The organism is Stakelama marina, from assembly GCF_018122655.1.
Lineage (GTDB): Bacteria > Pseudomonadota > Alphaproteobacteria > Sphingomonadales > Sphingomonadaceae > Sphingomonas > Sphingomonas marina.
In genome coordinates this window covers 401438-419599 of record NZ_JAGRQC010000002.1, presented here as the reverse complement: position 1 = coordinate 419599, position 18162 = coordinate 401438, and the positions used below count along the sequence as shown (strand labels likewise).

General features: G+C 66.0%; 13 protein-coding genes. 9 read left to right on the top strand and 4 right to left on the bottom strand.

Features of this window, described 5'->3' with window-relative positions; genetic code table 11:
* Positions 1-140 precede the first annotated feature (140 nt).
* The 4 genes from J7S20_RS08490 to J7S20_RS08475 are packed head-to-tail and all read left to right on the top strand — an operon-like array spanning position 141 to position 6393.
* Positions 141-1673, top strand: coding sequence for a tryptophan halogenase family protein (locus J7S20_RS08490; protein ID WP_284053808.1), 1533 nt, complete (start codon positions 141-143; stop codon positions 1671-1673).
* Positions 1670-2815 (top strand): tryptophan 7-halogenase, encoded by a 1146-nt coding sequence (locus J7S20_RS08485; protein WP_284053807.1) that lies wholly within the window; start codon positions 1670-1672, stop codon positions 2813-2815. Before J7S20_RS08490 ends, J7S20_RS08485 begins: the two co-directional genes overlap by 4 nt.
* A gap of 6 nt (positions 2816-2821) precedes the next feature.
* On the top strand, positions 2822-5389 hold the full coding sequence (locus tag J7S20_RS08480; RefSeq protein ID WP_284053806.1) for a glycoside hydrolase family 3 protein: 2568 nt from the start codon (positions 2822-2824) through the stop codon (positions 5387-5389).
* Complete coding sequence (locus J7S20_RS08475; RefSeq protein ID WP_284054046.1) at positions 5386-6393, top strand: cupin-like domain-containing protein; 1008 nt, start codon at positions 5386-5388, stop codon at positions 6391-6393. The genes J7S20_RS08480 and J7S20_RS08475 overlap by 4 nt, the downstream gene beginning before the upstream one ends.
* On the opposite strand, the gene J7S20_RS08470 is transcribed toward J7S20_RS08475, so the two are convergent.
* The 4 genes from J7S20_RS08470 to J7S20_RS08455 form a co-directional block, all read right to left on the bottom strand.
* The gene (locus J7S20_RS08470) at positions 6380-7885 is read right to left on the bottom strand and encodes a tryptophan halogenase family protein (protein WP_284053805.1); all 1506 of its coding nucleotides are present in this window, start codon (positions 7883-7885) and stop codon (positions 6380-6382) included. The genes J7S20_RS08475 and J7S20_RS08470 overlap by 14 nt on opposite strands.
* A 56-nt stretch (positions 7886-7941) precedes the next feature.
* On the bottom strand, positions 7942-9048 hold the full coding sequence (locus J7S20_RS08465) for a carbohydrate binding domain-containing protein (protein ID WP_284053804.1): 1107 nt from the start codon (positions 9046-9048) through the stop codon (positions 7942-7944).
* Positions 9045-10073, bottom strand: coding sequence for a glycoside hydrolase family 5 protein (locus J7S20_RS08460; protein ID WP_284053803.1), 1029 nt, complete (start codon positions 10071-10073; stop codon positions 9045-9047). The genes J7S20_RS08465 and J7S20_RS08460 overlap by 4 nt, the downstream gene beginning before the upstream one ends.
* 89 nt (positions 10074-10162) lie before the next feature.
* Positions 10163-12310: an alpha-glucuronidase family glycosyl hydrolase gene (locus J7S20_RS08455; RefSeq protein ID WP_284053802.1), complete on the bottom strand. Its 2148-nt coding sequence runs from the start codon at positions 12308-12310 to the stop codon at positions 10163-10165.
* Positions 12311-12602: 292 nt separating this feature from the next.
* Between J7S20_RS08455 and J7S20_RS08450 the strand changes: the two genes are divergently transcribed.
* From J7S20_RS08450 to xylB, 5 genes are all read left to right on the top strand, one after another.
* On the top strand, positions 12603-13850 hold the full coding sequence (locus J7S20_RS08450; protein ID WP_284054045.1) for an MFS transporter: 1248 nt from the start codon (positions 12603-12605) through the stop codon (positions 13848-13850).
* 20 nt (positions 13851-13870) lie between these two features.
* On the top strand, positions 13871-15106 hold the full coding sequence (locus J7S20_RS08445; protein ID WP_284053801.1) for an SGNH/GDSL hydrolase family protein: 1236 nt from the start codon (positions 13871-13873) through the stop codon (positions 15104-15106).
* Positions 15103-16044 carry a polysaccharide deacetylase family protein gene (locus tag J7S20_RS08440; RefSeq protein ID WP_284053800.1) on the top strand — a complete coding sequence of 314 codons (942 nt, stop codon included), beginning with the start codon at positions 15103-15105 and terminating at the stop codon, positions 16042-16044. Before J7S20_RS08445 ends, J7S20_RS08440 begins: the two co-directional genes overlap by 4 nt.
* A 77-nt stretch (positions 16045-16121) precedes the next feature.
* A complete protein-coding gene (locus J7S20_RS08435) occupies positions 16122-17273 on the top strand; it encodes a fumarylacetoacetate hydrolase family protein (protein ID WP_284053799.1) in 1152 nt (383 codons plus the stop codon).
* A 45-nt stretch (positions 17274-17318) separates the two neighbouring features.
* Positions 17319-18104 (top strand): D-xylose 1-dehydrogenase, encoded by a 786-nt coding sequence (xylB, locus tag J7S20_RS08430; protein ID WP_284053798.1) that lies wholly within the window; start codon positions 17319-17321, stop codon positions 18102-18104.
* The last annotated feature ends 58 nt before the right edge of the window (positions 18105-18162 follow it).

Here is an 18162-nt window from a genome sequence, read left to right as displayed (position 1 = left end):
GCCGGTCGGGAGGATCGAATGGCGACGGTTGACAACGTTGCACCTGACGGCACCATCCCGATGATAGATATCGCGTCGTGACGGGGACTGGACCCGGCGAAGCGACAGCGCGCCGCCATCGTGGCGGGCGGAGAGGGGCCATGGCGAACAAGGGGGCAGCGACAGGGCAGGGCGCACCAGTGCGCGTAGTGATCGTCGGCGGCGGCACCGCAGGCTGGATGACGGCTGCCGCCATCGCGCGCTTCCTGCCCGGCCAGGCGAGCGTCGATCTGGTCGAATCGGAAGCAATCGGCATCGTCGGCGTCGGAGAGGCGACGCTGCCGCACCTGCGCGCCTTCATCCAGCGGCTCGGCATCGACGAAGCGGAATTCATGCGCGCGACCAGCGCGACCTTCAAACTGGGTATCGAGTTCCGCGACTTCGGCGCCATCGGCGACGGCTATATCCATCCCTTCGGCGCCTATGGCGTCGATCTCGCCGATGTCGGTTTTCATCACTACTGGCTGCGTGCGCATCATGCGGGCCATTCGCGCCCGATCGACGAGTACAGTCTCCCCATCGCTGCAGCACATGCGGCCCGCTTTCGACGCCCTCCCGAAGACGGCGACTTCCTCGATACCAGCTTCGGCTATGCCTATCAGTTCGACGCGACGCGGATGGCGCCGCTGCTGCGGTCCTATTCCGAAGCGCGCGGCGTGCGGCGAACCGAAGGTCGCATCGTCTCGGTGGAGCGTGACGGCGAAAGCGGCGACGTCTGCGCCGTCACGCTCGAAAATGGCGAGCGGATCGAGGGTGACCTTTTCATCGACTGTTCGGGTTTTCGCGCGCTCCTGATCGGCGGTGAGCTGGACGAACATTGGGAGGACTGGTCGCACTGGCTTCCCTGCGACCGCGCCGCCGCGCTGCCGTGCGAGGCGGCGGACGGCCCGATCGCGCCCTATACGCGGGCGACGGCAATGGCGGCCGGTTGGCGGTGGCGAATCCCGCTGCGCCACCGCGTCGGCAATGGCTATGTCTTTTCCAGCGCGCATTGTTCCGAAGACGAGGCATGTTCGGCGATCCTCGGCGCGGTCGAGGGAACGCCGCTTGCCGATCCGCGCGTGCTCCGCTTTCGCGCTGGCAGGCGACGCCGGGCCTGGGTTCGCAATGTCGTCGCCATCGGTCTTGCCGCCGGCTTTCTGGAACCGCTCGAATCGACCAGCATCCACCTCGTCCAGATGGCGATCACGCGACTGATCGAGCTGTTTCCCGGTCGCCGGGTCGAGGCGGCCGATCGCGATGAATTCAACGCGCTTATCGACCTTGAATATGATCGCGTCCGCGACTTCCTGATCCTCCACTATCACGCGACGCGGCGCGACGATTCGGATTTCTGGAACCATGTCCGCACGATGGACGTGCCCGAAGCGCTCGAACGGAAAATGGCGCTGTGGCGCGAAAGCGCGCGCGTCGAGGCCTATCATGAGGGGCTGTTTCTCGAACCCAGTTGGGTCGCGGTCTATCTGGGACAAGGCATCGTACCGAATGCGTGGGACCCGCGCGCGAACAATCCCGACGACGCCACGCTGAACCGGTCGCTCGACGATCTGGCGAGCGAGATCGACGCGCGCGTCGCGGCGATGCCGCTGCACGACCGCACGCTGGCGACGATCGCTGCGAGGGCGGCGGCGTGACCTCGGCCTATCCCTCGGCAATCCTCGTGCGCGGAAGCGGCATCGTCGCGAATGCCGCCGCCGCGCTGTTGAAGCGCGCACTTCCCGCCGCGCGCGTGGCGCTTCTGAAGGACGGTCCCGCACCGTTCGAGGTCGGCGCCTGCGGGGCGGTGATGGAACAGTTTCACCGCAAGGTCGGGATCGGCGACGCAATGTTCGTGCGCGAGGCGGGTGCTACGCGGATCAGCGCGACGCGCTTTGTCGACTGGCCGTCCGGGCGCGATGACGCGCTGGTCCCCGAGGCCGGCGAGGAGCGCTTCCGGGGCGGCGTCGCGCTGCATCAGCTATGGCTGCGCGCCGAACGCGATGGGGCTGACGCGCTTCCGGCGCTCGCACCGCTGCTGGGGACGGGCGTGCAGGATGGTGGTTTTCGCTTCGAGGCGAGCCGCTATCTCGCGCTGCTTGAACGGCTCGCCGCGCATATCGGCGTCGAGACTATCGATGACGCAGGCGAGGCCGATCTCACGGTCGATTGCAGGCCGACCACGGACCGTCGCGACTGGGAGGACTGGTCGAGCCATCTCCCGGCGCTGACGGTGCAAGCCGGTGGCGAAGCAGTACCGGCCGCCGCCGACACGGTGCGCCGCGACGATGACGATCTTTTCTGGTCCGCCGGTGCACGCTGCTATCGCCTGAGCCCCGGTGGCCTCACGCCCGGGCGCCGTGCCTCAGCCTGGCAAGGCGATGTCGTCGCTGCCGGCCCCGCCGCCATCGCGATTCCGCCGCTATACGGGCTGCCGCTTACGGTTGCGCTGACCGATCTCCTTCGGCTCGTGCAGCACCTGCCACCGCATCGTGACGCTGCGGCGACCCGCGATGAATATGACCGGCTGACCGCGCGCTTCCATGCGGCCGTGCTCGACTGGGCGGCTGCGCCGTTCGCGCTGGGCGGGGCCGGCATGACGCCCCCGGCCGGACTTGCCGAAATGGCGAGCCGTTTTGCCGATCGCGGGCGTATTCCGCTGCGCGAATATGATTTCGTTCCGCGCGGTGCATGGATCGCCGCGCTGGTCGCCATGGGCCTGCGTCCGCGCAAGCTCGATCCCACCGCTCTCGTACCCGATAGCAATACCGCTGCTCGCCTGATCGCGGCGGCTTCCTGACAGGAGATGATGATGATCCGTTTGACGCCGGTAATGACGCTCGCCGCCCTGGCGCTGGCGGGCTGTGCCAACAATGCGGGCGCCCGGCCCGAGACGGCGCCGAGCGCCGATGTGCCGCCCCCAGCGACCACGCCCGCCGCGAACGATGCGCAGATGTCGGCGGTTGCGCATCCCGATATCTGGCCGAGCCCCAAATGGCCGCTCAAGCACGATCCGGCGACCGAGGCGCGCATCGCCGCGCTCGTCGCCAGGATGACGCCCGAGGAAAAGGTCGGCCAGATCCTTCAGGCCGATATCTGCTGCGTCACCCCGGCGGACGTGAAAAAATACCATCTCGGATCGGTGCTGAACGGCGGCAATAGCGGCCCCTATGGCGACGATATGGCGCCGAAGGAAAAGTGGCTCCAGCTCGCCGACGAATTCTACAAGGCCTCGGTGGACAAATCGGACGGCGGCGTCGGCATTCCGGTTATCTGGGGCATCGACGCGGTCCACGGCAATTCGAACATCATCGGCGCGACGCTGTTTCCGCACAATATCGGGCTGGGCGCGGCGCATGATCCGAAGCTGATCGAGCGCATCGGCCGCGCGACCGCGGTCGAGATCCGCACGACGGGGCAGGAATGGACCTTCGCGCCGACCGTCACCGTGCCGCAGGACTATCGCTGGGGCCGCGCCTATGAAGGCTATTCGTCAAACCCGAAGCTGGTCAGCGACTATGTCGGGGCGATGATCCGCGGGCTGCAGGGGCCGCCGTCGAACGGGCCGCTGCTCAAGGGGCCCTATGTCATCGCCTCGACCAAGCACTTCCTCGCCGATGGCGGTACCGAGGGCGGCAAGGATCAGGGCGATGCGAAGATTTCGGAGCAGGAACTGCGCGACATTCACGGCGCGCCCTATGTGCCCGCGATCGAGAACGGCGTCGCCACCGTAATGGCGAGCTTTTCGAGCTGGAACGGCGTGAAGATGACGGGCAACAAGAGCCTGCTGACCGGCGTGCTCAAGGACCGGATGAACTTCGACGGTTTCGTCGTCACCGACTGGAACGCGCAAGGGCAGGTCAAGGGCTGCACCAACACCGATTGCCCGCAGGCGATCAACGCCGGCGTCGACATGTACATGGCCCCCGACAGCTGGAAGGGCCTCTACAAGAGCCTGCTCGCCGAAGTGAAGGACGGGACCGTCCCCATGTCACGGCTCAACGATGCGGTGACACGCATCCTGCGCGTGAAGATGCGCCTCGGCGTGTTCGAGGCGGGTAAGCCGTCGTCGCGGCCCTATTCGGGGCAATGGGATCAGCTCGGCAGCCCCGAACACCGCGCCATCGCGCGCGAGGCGGTGCGCAAATCGCTCGTGCTCCTCAAGAACTCGGGTTCGGTGCTGCCGATCAAGCCGGGGGCGAAGGTGCTGGTGGCGGGCGATGCCGCCGACGATGTCGCGCGCCAGTCGGGCGGCTGGACGCTCAGCTGGCAGGGCACGGGGCTTTCCAACAAGGATTTCCCGGGCGCGACGACGATCTGGAAGGGGCTTGACGATGCAGTGACCTCGGCAGGGGGCAAAGCGACGCTTTCGCCCGATGGCAGCTATGCCGCCAGGCCCGATGTCGCGATCGTCGTGTTCGGCGAGACGCCTTACGCCGAATTTCAGGGCGACCGTCAGACGCTGCAGCTGTCGCCCAGGCTGCTCGATGGACCGCTCGCGACGATGAAGAAGCTGAAGGCGCAGGGTATTCCCGTCGTCGCGGTGATGATTACCGGAAGGCCGCTGTTCATGAACCCGGTACTCAACACCGCCGATGCCTTCGTCACGGCATGGCTTCCGGGATCGGAAGGTGAGGGCGTCGCGGACGTCCTCGTCGCCGGAAAGGATGGCAAGGTGCGGTATGACTTCACCGGCAGGCTGCCCGCGGCATGGCCGGCGACCGCGAAGGCGCATGGCGATGTGCTCTTCCCCTATGGCTACGGGCTCAGCCTTGCCGACCATCCGGCCTGGCAGACGCTTTCCGAAGATCCCGGCGTCGAAGCGGCCGACAGCGGCAATGTCTGGCTCGACAAGGGGCAGCCGGCACCGTCCTGGTCGCTCCTGGTAACCGCGCCCGACGGCAGCGACGAAACGCGCGTGACGGCGACGCCCGCCACCGCGCTGGACGGCCGGGTGAAGATCGCCACCGTCAACAGCGACGTGCAGGAGGGCGCGCGTCAGTTCGCGGTGGAGAGCGGTCCCGCGACCATCGCGGTGGGAACGCACTCGCCGGTCGATATCACGCGGGAGACCAATGGCGAGCTGATGCTGACCTTTGCGATGCGCGTCGATTCGGCACCGGCCGCCGCGCCGACGGTCGCCATGGCGTGCGGTGACGGTACTTGCGACGCGAGCGTACCGCTGCCGATGCCGCTGGCGACCGGAAGCTGGACGACCTGGGGCATCCCGCTCAAATGCTTCGCCGATCGGGGCATGGCGATGGACAGCGTCGCCAAGCCGTTCGCGCTAAACCTGCAAGGCCCGGCAACGGTCAGCCTGTCGCGCGTCGCACTCGGCACCACCGCGGACCGAAAGGTCGCGTGTCCCGAATGATCCCGATCGAGGAAATTCACGGGATCAGTCCCGCGCAGTTCGATGCGGAGGTCGCCTCTGGCTACCGCCCCGTCGTGCTGCGCGGGCTGGCCGACGGCTGGCCGCTGGTCGAGGCCGGACGCGAGTCGGCGCGCGCCGCGCTCGATCATCTCGCCCGTTTCGACAGTGGCCGGCCGGCGGACGTGATGATCGCCCCGCCGGGCGAAAACGGCCGCTTTTTCTATCGCGGCGATATGCGCGGGTTCAATTTCAGCGTGGAGAAACAGCCGCTCGGCAGGCTTGGTACCCAGCTTCTCGACGAAGCGGCGAACGATGCGGCACCGGCGCGCTATGCCGGGGCGACCGACACTGCCGAACATCTGCCCGGTTTCGACGACGCCAACCCGCTGCCGCTTGCGCAGGACAAGTCGGGGGCGCAGTCGCGCGTGTGGCTGGCAAGCCGCTCGCAGGTCGCGACGCATTACGACCTTTCGGACAATGTCGCCGTCGTGGCGCTGGGGCGGCGGCGCTTCACGCTGTTCCCGCCCGAGGCGACGGCGGACCTTTATGTCGGGCCGCTCAACATCACCATCGCGGGGCAGCCGGTCAGCATGGCCGATCCGCTAAATCCCGATCTCGAACGCTATCCGCGCTTCGCCGCCGCGCTCGACAAGGCGATGACGGTGGAACTCGAACCGGGCGATGCCATCTACATCCCGACGCTGTGGTGGCACCATGTCGCCGCGCTCGATCCGGTGAATATCCTCGTCAACTACTGGTACAACCACGCGCCGCATGGCGGGCCGTTCATCGCCTTCGTCCACGCGCTGTCGGCGGTGCGCGATCTGCCGCAAGCCGAACGCGACGCCTGGCGCCACTGGTTCGAGCATTTCATCTTTTCGCCCGACGCCGATCATGCCGCCGATCACCTGCCGCTGCATGCCAGGGGCGTTCAGGGGCCGCCGAGTCCGCAGCGTAGCGAAGCGATCCGTGCGTTCGTCGCACGCGCGCTCAGCGGGCGCTGACGCCGCCGGTCAATCGGGCGAGATATTCCTCGTGCCGCGGGAATTGCTGCGCGGCTTTCGCATAGCCGGTGCGCATCCGGCGCATCGCTTCCAGCACGCGGTCGTCCTCCATCGAATCGGCCAACGGATCATAGCCCTCGGGCTCGATATGCTGGCCGAGCATCACCGCGACCCAGCTCGGCACTGCGAACAGGTCGTGATCGAAGCGGCGCACGCGTCCTTTTTCACGGAATAGCGCTATCTTGCGGGCAAGGCTGTCGGGGACGTCCATCGCGCGCGCATCGCGCCAGAAATCGGTGTCGGTGCGCGTGGTCGCCTTGTAGTGGAGGATGATGAAGTCGCGGACATATTCATAGGCGTCGGTCATCAGCATGTTGAATTCGTCGCGCTCCACCTGTGAAATTTCGCGCGCGGGAAACAGCCAGAACAGCTTGTTGATCGCGGTCTGGATCAGGTGGATCGATGTCGATTCGAGCGGTTCGACGAACCCCGCCGCCAGCCCCAGGGCGACGACATTCTTTTCCCATTGCCGCTCGCGCACGCCGGCGGTGAAGGATAGTTTACGGGGTTCGCCCTCCGCCGGTTCCTCCAGTCCCGAAAGCAGCGTCCGTTCGGCGTCTTCGTCGCCCATATGCGCGCTCGAATAGACCAGCCCGTTGCCGGTGCGGTGCTGGAGTGGAATGCGCCATTGCCAGCCCGCGCCGAGCGCGGTCGCGCGTGTCATCGGCGGCAGCGGGTCGGCGACGCGCGATGGCACCGCCATTGCACGGTCGCACGGCAGCCAGCGCGACCAGTCGCGATAGCCGACGCCCAGCGCCTTGCCGAGCAGCAGGCTGCGAAAGCCCGAACAGTCGATAAAGAAATCGCCCTCGACGGTGCGGCCGTCTTCCAGCGTCAGCATCCCGACATTGCCGTAGTCGTCGGTATCGACCTCGCCGATCCGTCCCTCGACCCTCGTCACGCCGCCCGCTTCGGCGCGCTCGCGAAGGAAGCGGGCATAGAGCGTGGCGTCGAAGTGATAGGCATAAGCGAGCGTCGACAAGGGCGATCGCGGATCGGGGGCGGGCGGTGCGAAGCGCCCCGCGCGGATCGCAGCGGCACTCAGCCAGTAATCGTCGAGCGCGCCGATATCGGGCTGACCGCGATGCTTGAGCCAGAACTGGTGGAAGGCGACGCCTTCGAAATCATAGCCGAGATCGCCAAAGGGATGGAGGTAGCGATCGCCTGCGACGCCCCAGCCGACGAACTCGATACCCAGTTTCATCGTCGCACCGGTCGCGCGGACGAATTCGCCCTCGTCGATGCCGAGCATCTGGTTGAAGCTGCGGATCGGCGGGATCGTCGCTTCACCGACACCCACGGTCCCGATCGCATCCGATTCGACCAGCGTGATGGTGCGCTGGCCGTCGGTCAGGAACCGGGCTGCTGCGGCGGCAACCATCCATCCGGCGGTGCCGCCGCCGACGATGACGAGCTTTCTGACAGGCTGCATCGTTTCAGCCTAGCGATGTTCGGGCGGTGGTGACCAGCCGTGGCCCGTTGGGCATGTCACCCGCCGGCATGCAGTACATAGACCGGTCCGACATCGACGGTCTGCGCCGCTCCACCCAGGTGCAGGACGATCGATCCCTTACCGGCCGGAATGTCGATATCGCTCTGCATCGGAATCTGAAGCATCCGCCAGTCGCCGGCGATCGGCAGGTCATGGTCGCCGAAACCCGGATAGCCCTCGGCGTCTTTCTGGATGCGGATACCAACCGCGGTAGCGCCGCCGTCCGCCTGCGGGCTGGCGCGGACGATCAGCGCGACGATCAGGTTTTCGCCGCTATGGATCGCGCCCCGGATCGGGATGGCAACGCCGCTGTCATAACCATGGGGTTGAGCGGCAGCGACGGTGAAGTGCGTCGCCGTGCCGCCGGGCAGGCCGACCTTGATGGGCGCTGCGGTCAGCGCCGGTCCGTAGCTGCCCCAGTTGCGGTTGCCGGGATCGTTGATAACGGTGCCCTTTGCCGCCAGCTTCTCCGGCACCGGCACGCTGGCCGTTCCGCTTGGTGCCGCATTCGCGCTCCCCAGGCTGGTCGCGCCCGACGCTACGAATGCCTGACCGATTTCCAGCACCTGCTTCGCGCCCGCCAGTTGCAGCGAAACGATCGCATCGCCCTTGGCGATGTCGCGGTCCGCCTTGGCCGTGACCTCGTACATCTGCCAGTCCGTGCCGATGTTCAGCGTCTTGTCGCCGAAACCGGGATAGGGTTCCGAATTCTGCTGAAAACGCACGCCGATCCGGCCCTTGCCGTCGGGTGTATCGGCTTCGATGGTTCGTGCGTAAAAGCCGATGACGACGTCGCTGCCCTTGTCGATTCCGGCTGTCAGCGGAATCGATGCCTGCACTGTCCATGGCTGTTTTGGATCGGCCGTTCGCACCTGGACGTGCATCGCCGCCCCGCCGGGGATCGACGAATCGCGGATCGACTTGACCTTCGCATCACCGCTCACCGGCCAGTCGAGCCGCGTCGGATCGTTGATGAGCGTGCCGGGCAGTTTAGCGTCGAGTGCCGCCAGCGCATCGTCCTGCTGGGCGGCTTGTACGGCCGGCTCGGCCGCCGTCAGCATCGCCAGCGCGGCAACGCCTGCCACCATCGAAGCTTTGGTCATTTTTCCTCTCTCCCTGCCTCAACCGTGCCGAGACCGATCGCGTTCAGCATGCCCGGCAGCCATTCCTTCTGCTTGTGATCATAGAGTGCAAAGGTGTTGGTATAGGCCCATTGGCAGGTACCGATGCCGAGCGGCGCGAAGGCGTCGTGGACCGCGGCGGTATATTGCACGCGCTGCGCCAGCGGGATGCGGTCATACGCGCCCGATTCGCCGATAAACGGGGTCTTTCCGGTGCGCGCGATATAGTCGCGCACCTTTTGCACGTCGCGTGTCAGGCGCGCGGCATCGTCGGCGGTGCCATAGGTTCGACCCACCGGCGGCGGGGACGGCTTGACCCATTTTGCGCCCTGATGGGTGAAATCGAACGGTTCGTAATAATGGAAGGTCGGCACGATATTGGGATCGTCGGGCAGATCGAGCGTCTTGAGCGAGTCGATTCCGCTCCAGAACTCGCCGCCGATGATCACCGGCCGGTCGGGGTTGGTCTCGCGAATGGCCGCGAGCGAGGGCGCAAGCGTTTCGATCAGGTTCGCATTGGTCAGCTTGTCATGCGGTTCGTTGGCGATCTCGAACCATAGCCGATCGATCGGATAATCGGCGAAGCGCGCCGCGATCTGCCGCCACATCGCCGCCAGCTCGGCCTTGTTCGCGGCGGGATCGGTCATCAGTGCATCGAAATTATGCTCGTCGAGGATGACGTTCAGATGCCGGTCGAGCGCGGCCTTTACGATATGTTCCACGCGGTCGAGCCAGGCCGGATCGATCGTGTAATCGGGTGCCCCTCCGGCATGGCTGTCCCACCGCACGGGAATGCGCACGGTGTCGAACCCGGCATCGGCGATATTCTGCAGGTCGCCGTCGCTCAGCCGCACACCGCCCCAGGCCGATTCGGTCGGCGATTCGAGGTGGTTGCCCAGATTTATGCAGGTGCCGACCGGCAGGCTGTCGGTCTTTGCCCCTGCCGGCGCAACAGCCATTGCGAGCGACGACAGGCACAGTGCGGCCGTGGTGATGGGTCGAAACATGGATCCTCCCTATGGCATCGGCGGATTTTTCCGCTCGGGGAGCAATCATATCACGCCGTCGCAAATTTGGTAGCGGTATCAACCGCGCGCTACTGTCCCGGCGCGTAGGGCGTCTTGATCGCTTCGTAATAGTCGAGGTCGTGCGGCGGCTCGGCATGGCCTGCGGGCAGCGGCAATTGCGACTTGCTCTGGAAATAGGCGATCGAGGCGTTGCGCCACCACAGCGCGTCCTGGTGCTGGATTTCCAGAAAGGCGGTTTCCTCGTCGAAGCGGCGCTTGTCGATAAAGGGCGCAAGGCTCGCCCAGTCGCGCTGCAAGCCGGCGACCGCCTGCACCCCCCGGTCGTAATGTTCGATCAGCGCGTCCCACAGCGTCTCGCCCGACTTCATCCGATAGGTCCACGGCACATGGTGGAACCACAAAAGATATTTGTCGGGCACGGTTTTCAGCGATCCGAACTCGGCGGCGACGGGCGGCGCATATTGCGCGATCGCGTCGCTGCCGCTCGCCGTGCGGTCGAAGCCGATGCCGTTCCCGTCGGCGCGGTTGTAATAGACCGGGTTCCATTCGGGGCGGCCGAGATTGCTGACCCACGGGCCGGGGCCGTGATGGTGGCCGGTCGCCATCTGGTGCGCGAGGCCGAGCGGCGTCATGTAATCGACCACTGCCTCGCGCGATCGCATCATCATCGCGGTGATGGTGTCCACCACCTGCGGGCGCTCGCTCCATGTCATCCGCGTCCAGTCGCGCGCGATATGCTCGGCCGAGGCCTGCGGGTTCCAGGCGAGTCGACCGAAGGCGTACCAGTTCGCCTGGTCGAACTCGCTGCCCGTCCAGTTCCGGTCGTTGCCGATATTGGCGACGCCGGCGATGCCGGTCAGCCCGGTGCCCTTGCCGTTCTCGATCAGCCTGGCGACGGTCGTGCCGGGGCCATGCGCATGCGTGTCCGCATCCAGCGTTTCGGCCCACATCGTGCCGAGATAGGCGAGGTGGGTGTTAAAGCCGAGATATTCCTTGGTGACCTGCAATTCCAGCATCAGCGGCGTTTTCGGCATCGCGCCGAACAGCGGGTGAAAGGGTTCGCGCGGCTGAAAGTCGATGGGGCCGTTCTTGACCTGCACCAGCACATTGTCCGCGAATTTGCCGTCGAGCGGCTTGAACTCGTTATAGGCCTGCTTCGCGCGGTCCTCGCTGTCATGCTGCGAGTAGACGAAGGCGCGCCACATCACGACGCCGCCATGCGGCTTCAGCGCGGCCGCAAGCATGTTCGCACCGTCGGCATGGGTGCGGTGATAATCCTGCGGCCCCGGCTGGCCTTCCGAATTGGCCTTAACGAGGAAGCCGCCGAAATCGGGCACGCGCGCATAGATCTGATCGGCCTTTGCCTGCCACCATGCGCGCACCTTCGGATCGAGCGGATCGGCGGTCTTCAGCCCGCCCAGCGCGATCGGCGCGCTGAACTTCACCGACAGATAGACCTTGATTCCGTAGGGGCGGAAAATGTCGGCGAGTGCCGCGACCTTGTCCAGATAGCGCGGTGTCAGGATTTCGGCCTGTGCGTTCACATTGTTCAGCACCGCGCCGTTGATCCCGATCGAGGCGTTGGCGCGCGCATAATCGGTGTAGCGCGGATTGTGCCACTGCGGCAGCGTGAACCAGTCCCACAGCGATAGCCCGGCATAGCCGCGCTCGACATGGCGATCGAGATTGTCCCAATGGTCGAGCACGCGCAGCTTCAGCTTCGGCGCGTCGGAAATGTCGAGGCCGTCGATCGGCTGGCGCGTCTGCATCAGCTTCAGGAAGCGGAACGCGCCGTACAGCACGCCGATATCGCTGTTCGCCGCGATCACCGTCGCACGGTGGCCGTCCACGTCAACGCTGCGGATCAGATACCCCTCATCGCCGAGCGGCGCGAGCGGGAGGTCGAGCGCCGCGATCGCGGCCGAGGTTGCGGGCGTGCCGAACAGGACGGCGCCGTCGCGTGTCACCGCCGAAGCAGTCGCCACGCCACGCCCAAGCATTCCGCCCAGTCCGCGCGATAGCTCGGAGGCGGCGGCACGGATCGTCGGGCTGTCGCCTGCCGCGACGATCTGCGTCGCCGCGCTCGCATAACGGTCACGCCATTGCTGCCCGACCGGCTGGTAACGCAGCCAGAGATCGTACCCATCCTCTGCCTGCGCAGTATGGGGCACGAGTGCCAGCACGGCGATGATGATGAACAGGCGCAGCAGCCGCATGGCGATCCTTCCCCTTTGCACATTGCGCCGCCCTTCGTCGGGCGACTGTCATTGACTCCATCCCCTTAGCCGATGATACCGCTATCACAAACCGCCGCCGAAGACGGTGAAACGATTTTTTGGAGGACGAGGAGCCGATGGTCGCACCCCAAACCGCTGAATTTCTTCTGCGCAGCGACGCGGTGATGCTGTGACCGAGGCTGCCGAAATTCGCGACGAAACCCGCGCAGCCGACGATGGCACGGCTCCGACGAAGCCCGTTTCGCCGCCAGCCGGGCGCGTCCGCTGGATCGTGTGCGGCTTCCTCTTCTTCGCGGTCGTGCTGTCCTATGTCGACCGGCTCGTGCTGCCGGTGCTCAAGCCCGATCTCGCCGCGCGCTATAACTGGAGCGAATCGGGCTATGCCGATCTCGCGCTCTATTTCCAGCTCGTCTATGGGCTTGCTTATGTCGTCTCGGGCCGGATCATCGACCGGATCGGCGCGCGGCTGGGCTATGCGATCGCGATGGCGCTGTGGACCTTCGGCCATGTCCTCCACATCGCGTTCACCACGACGACGGGGATGATCTGGGCGCGCCTTCCGCTCGCGGCGGGCGAGGCGGCGACCTTTCCGGCGGCGCTTGCCGCCGTCACCGAATGGTTCCCCAAGCGCGAACGCGCGCTCGCCATCGGCATTTTCAACGCCGGTTCGAACGTCGGCGCGCTCGTCACGCCGCTGCTCGTGCCGTTCATCGTCGTCACGCTTGGCATGGGCTGGCGCGCGGCGTTCATCATCACCGGCGCATTGTCGGCGGTGTGGATCGTCGCGTGGCTGATCTTCTATCGCCGTCCGCGCGAACATAGCCGCGTGCAGGAAGACGAACTCGCCTGGATCGAGGCGGAGCCGACCGAGCCGCAGCGCCCGGTTGCCTGGGCGTCGATCTTTCGCGTGCGCCAGACCTGGGCCTATATGCTCGGTCGCTTCCTGATCGATCCGGTGTGGTGGACCTTCCTGTTCTGGCTGCCCGACTTCTTTTCGAAGCAGTTTCACCTGTCGCTCAGCGAATTCGGGCCGCCGCTTGTCGCGGTCTATCTGCTCGCCGATGGCGGGTCGATCCTCGGCGGGTGGATCAGCTCGCGGCTGCTCGGCAAGGGCTGGAGCACCAACCGGTCGCGCAAGACCGCGATGTTCATCATGGCGCTGTGCGCGGTGCCGATCGCGTTCGCGACGATGGCGAGCAGCATGTGGGTCGCCGTCGCGCTCATCGGGCTGGCCTGTGCGGGGCATCAGGGCTTTTCGGCCAATCTCTACGCGCTGCCGGGCGACCTTTTCCCGCGCTGGATGGTCGGCTCGATCGTCGGTGTCGGCGGCCTGTCGGGCGCTATCGGCGGCATGATCATGGCGAAGTTCGCCGGCATCATCCTGGCCACGGTCGGCAGCTATGAACCGATCTTCGTCGTGGCGGCATGCGCCTACCTGCTTGCGCTGCTGGTCATCCACCTGGTCGTGCCGCGCTGGCAGCCGGTGCCCAAGGCGGTGATCGAAAGGATCGCGAAATGATGAAGGTTGGAGGAGCTTCCATGAAACGGACAGCCGGATGGATAGCCGCGGCATTGCTGGCGGCATCGCCGACCGCCGTGCTGGCGCAGGACAGCGCACCGAACTGGGTCGGAAGCTGGGCGTCGGCGCAGCAGATACCGGAACCGCACAACGCGCTCCCCGACGACGCGCTCAACGATGCGACGCTGCGTCAGGTCGTCCGGCTGTCGAGCGGCGGCAAGACGATCCGCGTTCAGCTCTCCAACGCCTTCGGCACGCAGCCGTTGGTCGTCGACGGTGTGCATGTCGCGCTTTCTGCTGCGCCCGACAGCGCGCGCATCGCGCCCGGCAGCGATCGCACCGTCACCTTCGACGGATCGGACAGCGTGACGATACCGGCGGGCGCATCCTATTGGTCGGACCCGGTCGCATTTGCGGCCAAACCGCTCGCCAGCGTCACCGTGACCATGCACCTGCCGGAAGCACCCGCGCGCCAGACCGGCCATCCGGGCTCGCGCGCGACGAGCTATGTCGTGCCCGGCGATCACCTTTCGGCCGCCGACCTGCCCGATGCGAGGACGGTCGATCACTGGTATCAACTCGCTGGCGTCGCGGTCGAGGCGCCCAAGGATGGCCGCGCGATCGTCACACTGGGCGATTCGATCACCGACGGCCATGCCTCGACCACCAACGGAAACGACCGCTGGCCCGACCGGCTTGCCGAGCGGCTTCAGGCCGATCCCGATACGCGCGATATCTCGGTGCTCAATCTCGGTATCGGTGGCAACCGTATCCTGAACGACGGTCTCGGCCCGAACGCGCTCGCCCGCTTCGACCGCGACGTGCTTGCCCAACCGGGCGTGCGCTATCTGATCGTGCTCGAAGGGATCAACGATCTCGGCACCTTGACGCGCGACAAGCCTGTCAGCGCAGCCGAACACAAGGCGCTGGTCGACCGGATCATCGGCGCGTTCCGACAGATGGTGCTGCTTGCGCGCTCGCACGGCATCAAGGCGATCGGCGGAACGATCATGCCCGATGCGGCGTCGGGCTATTATCATCCGGGGCCGCTCAGCGAAGCCGACCGTCAGGCGATCAACGCCTGGATTCGTCATCCCGGCAATTTCGACGCCGTCATCGATTTCGATCGCATCACACGCGATCCGGCGCATCCCGACCGGCTGCGCAGCGACATCGATTCGGGCGACGGGCTGCATCCGGGGCCACATGGCTACAAGGTCATGGCCGATGCGATCCCGCTGGACCTGTTCAAATGATCGGGCTGCGCCGCGCCGCGCTTGTCGCGGGTCTCGCCGCCGCCATCGGTGCGGCTGGCGCGGCCGCGGCGCAGCCGCCGAAAATCGCCATCACCTTCGACGACATCCCCGCGCACGGTCCGCTGCCGCAGGGCGAGACGCGGCTCGATATCGTCCACCGCATCATTTCGGCGCTGAAGGCGCACGGCGTCGATCATCCGTTCGGATTCTTCAATGGCGGCTTCGGCGTCGGCAATCCCGATTCGCCGAAGGTCGTCGCAGCATGGCGTGCGGCCGGCTTTGCGTTGGGCAATCACAGCTATTCGCATGGCCATCTCGGGCAGGTGCCGCTCGCGAAGTTCGAGGACGATGTCGCCAAGAACGAGCCCGTCTTGAAGCGTGTCGGCGGCAAGAGCGACTGGCGCTGGTTCCGCTACCCCTTTCTCGACGAAGGTGACACACCGGCCAAGCGCGACGGCTTTCGGTCATGGCTGGGACAGCGCGGTTACCGGGTTGCCGCCGTCACGATGAGCTTCGACGATTATGCGTGGAATGCTCCCTATGCGCGCTGCGTGGCAAAGCGCGACCGTGCTGCGATCGCGCGGCTCGAAAAGGGCTATCTCGATGCCGCGCGGGCGGAGGCGCGCCGCGTTCGGATACTGTCCTATCTGACCCAGGGGCGGGAAATTCCCTATGTCTTGCTGATGCATCTCGGCGCATTCGATGCGCGAATGCTGCCGCGGCTGCTCGACATGTACCAGCGCGAGGGATTCCGGTTCGTGCCGCTGCCGCAGGCCGAACGGGATCCTTTTTACCGCTTCGCCACGAACCTTTCGCTCGCGGGGCCTACGGCATCGCTCGGCGCGAGCGCGGCTGCTGCGGGAGTGTCGGTGGCGCCGGCGCATGGTCCGCTCGACACGCTCGACACGCTCGACACGCTCGACGAGGTTTGCCGATAGCGGTTGCATTTGTCATACTTGACCGTGTACGCGGCAGTGATACGGTAGCGCTAACAAGATAAGGGGACCGGAGGGGCATGAACGGCGCATGGGCGGCCTTGGCCGCGGCATTACCAAATGACTGGGAACAGGCGACATTGCTGGGCCGCGCCGATTTCGGCGAGGGGCCGTTGCCGCTGCTCGTCGTGCGCGGAACCGCCTATGACATGAGCCGCGTCGCGCCGACGGTGTCGATGCTCGTCGAACAGGGTGCGTTCGATCCCGATGCCGGTGAAGCGCTCGGCCCGCTCGCCGAACTCGGCTTGTCCGCCGACACCGATGCGCAGCGGCGCATTCTCAGCCCCATCGACCTGCAATGCGTCAAGGCGGCGGGCGTCACCTTCGCGATCTCGGCGATCGAGCGCGTGATCGAGGAACGGGCGCGCGGCGACGCCGACAGCGCTGCCGAGATCCGCGAGCGGCTCGAATCGCGGATCGGCGGTTCGATCCGGTCGGTCGTGCCCGGCTCGCAGGAGGCTGCCGATCTGAAGGCCGCGCTCATCGAAGACGGTATGTGGTCGCAATATCTCGAGGTCGCGATCGGCCCCGATGCAGAGATTTTCAGCAAGTCGCCCGCGCTCTCGACGGTCGGTTGGGGCGCAGAGATCGGCGTGCGGTCCGATTCGACCTGGAACAACCCCGAACCGGAGGTCGCACTGCTCGCCGATGCGCATGGCAAGCCGGTGGGCGCGACCCTCGGCAACGACGTCAATCTGCGCGATTTCGAGGGGCGTTCGGCGCTGCTGCTCAGCAAGGCGAAGGACAACAACGCCTCGGCCTCGCTCGGCCCGTTCGTCCGGCTGTTCGACGACGCTTTCACGATGGACGATGTTCGCGGTTGCGAGGTGACGCTCAGGATCGAGGGCGAGGACGGCTATGTCCTCGACGGCGTCAGCTCGATGCGCGAAATCAGCCGCGACCCCGAAGAGCTGCTCCGCCAGGCGATGAGCGAGCATCATTATCCCGACGGGTTCATCCTGTATCTCGGCACGCTGTTCGCGCCGGTACAGGACCGCGACGTGCCCGGCCGCGGGTTCACGCACAAGGTCGGCGATACGGTGAAGATCGCATCGCCGCGGCTCGGCGCGCTCGTCAATCGCGTCGTAACGTCGAAGGACGCGGCCCCGTGGACGGTCGGCATCGGCGCGCTGATGCGCAACCTCGCAGAGCGCGGCCTGCTCAAGGATTGAATTTCGTCCCGGCGTCGCCGGGGCACGATATCGAGGAACAAAGTGGTGTTAGAACAGAAACCCGTTTCGGCGCAGCGCGCAGTCTATCCGAGCCTGGAAAACAAGCGCGTGCTGATTACCGGCGGCGGATCGGGCATCGGCGCAGGGCTGGTCGAGGCATTTGTCGCGCAGGGCGCGCAGGTGGCGTTTCTCGACATCGCCGACGAACCGAGCAACGCGCTGGTCGATGCGCTGTCGCCCGATGCGAAATATGCCCCGGCCTATCATCACTGCGACCTGACCGACATCGACAGTCTGAAGGCGACGTTCGCGGCGGTAGAGGAAGCCTTTGGCGGCATCGACGTCCTCATCAACAATGCCGGCAATGACGATCGCCACACGATCGGCGACGTGACGCCCGAATATTGGGAAGACCGGCTGTCGGTGAACCTGCGCCACCATTTCTTCGCCATTCAGGCGGCCGCGCCGATGATGAAGCGCGCAGGTGGCGGCTCGGTCATCAACTTCGGGTCGATCAGCTGGCATCTCGGCCTGCCCGATCTCATTGTCTATCAGACCGCCAAGGCCGCGATCGAGGGGCTGACCCGCTCGCTCGCGCGCGATCTCGGTCGCGACAATATCCGCGTCAACGCGATCGTTCCCGGCAATGTCCAGACGCCGCGCCAGCAGAAATGGTACACGCCCGAAGGCGAGGCGGAGATCGTCGCGGCGCAGTGCCTCGACGGCCGCATCCAGCCGGCCGACGTCGCCGCGCTCGCGCTGTTCCTCGCTTCCGAAGACGCGCGGATGTGCACCGGCCACGAATATTGGGTCGATGCCGGCTGGCGCTAGGCGCCGACAGCAACCGCCTGGCGCCGTACTCCTGCGAAAGCTGGAGCGCGGCATCGAC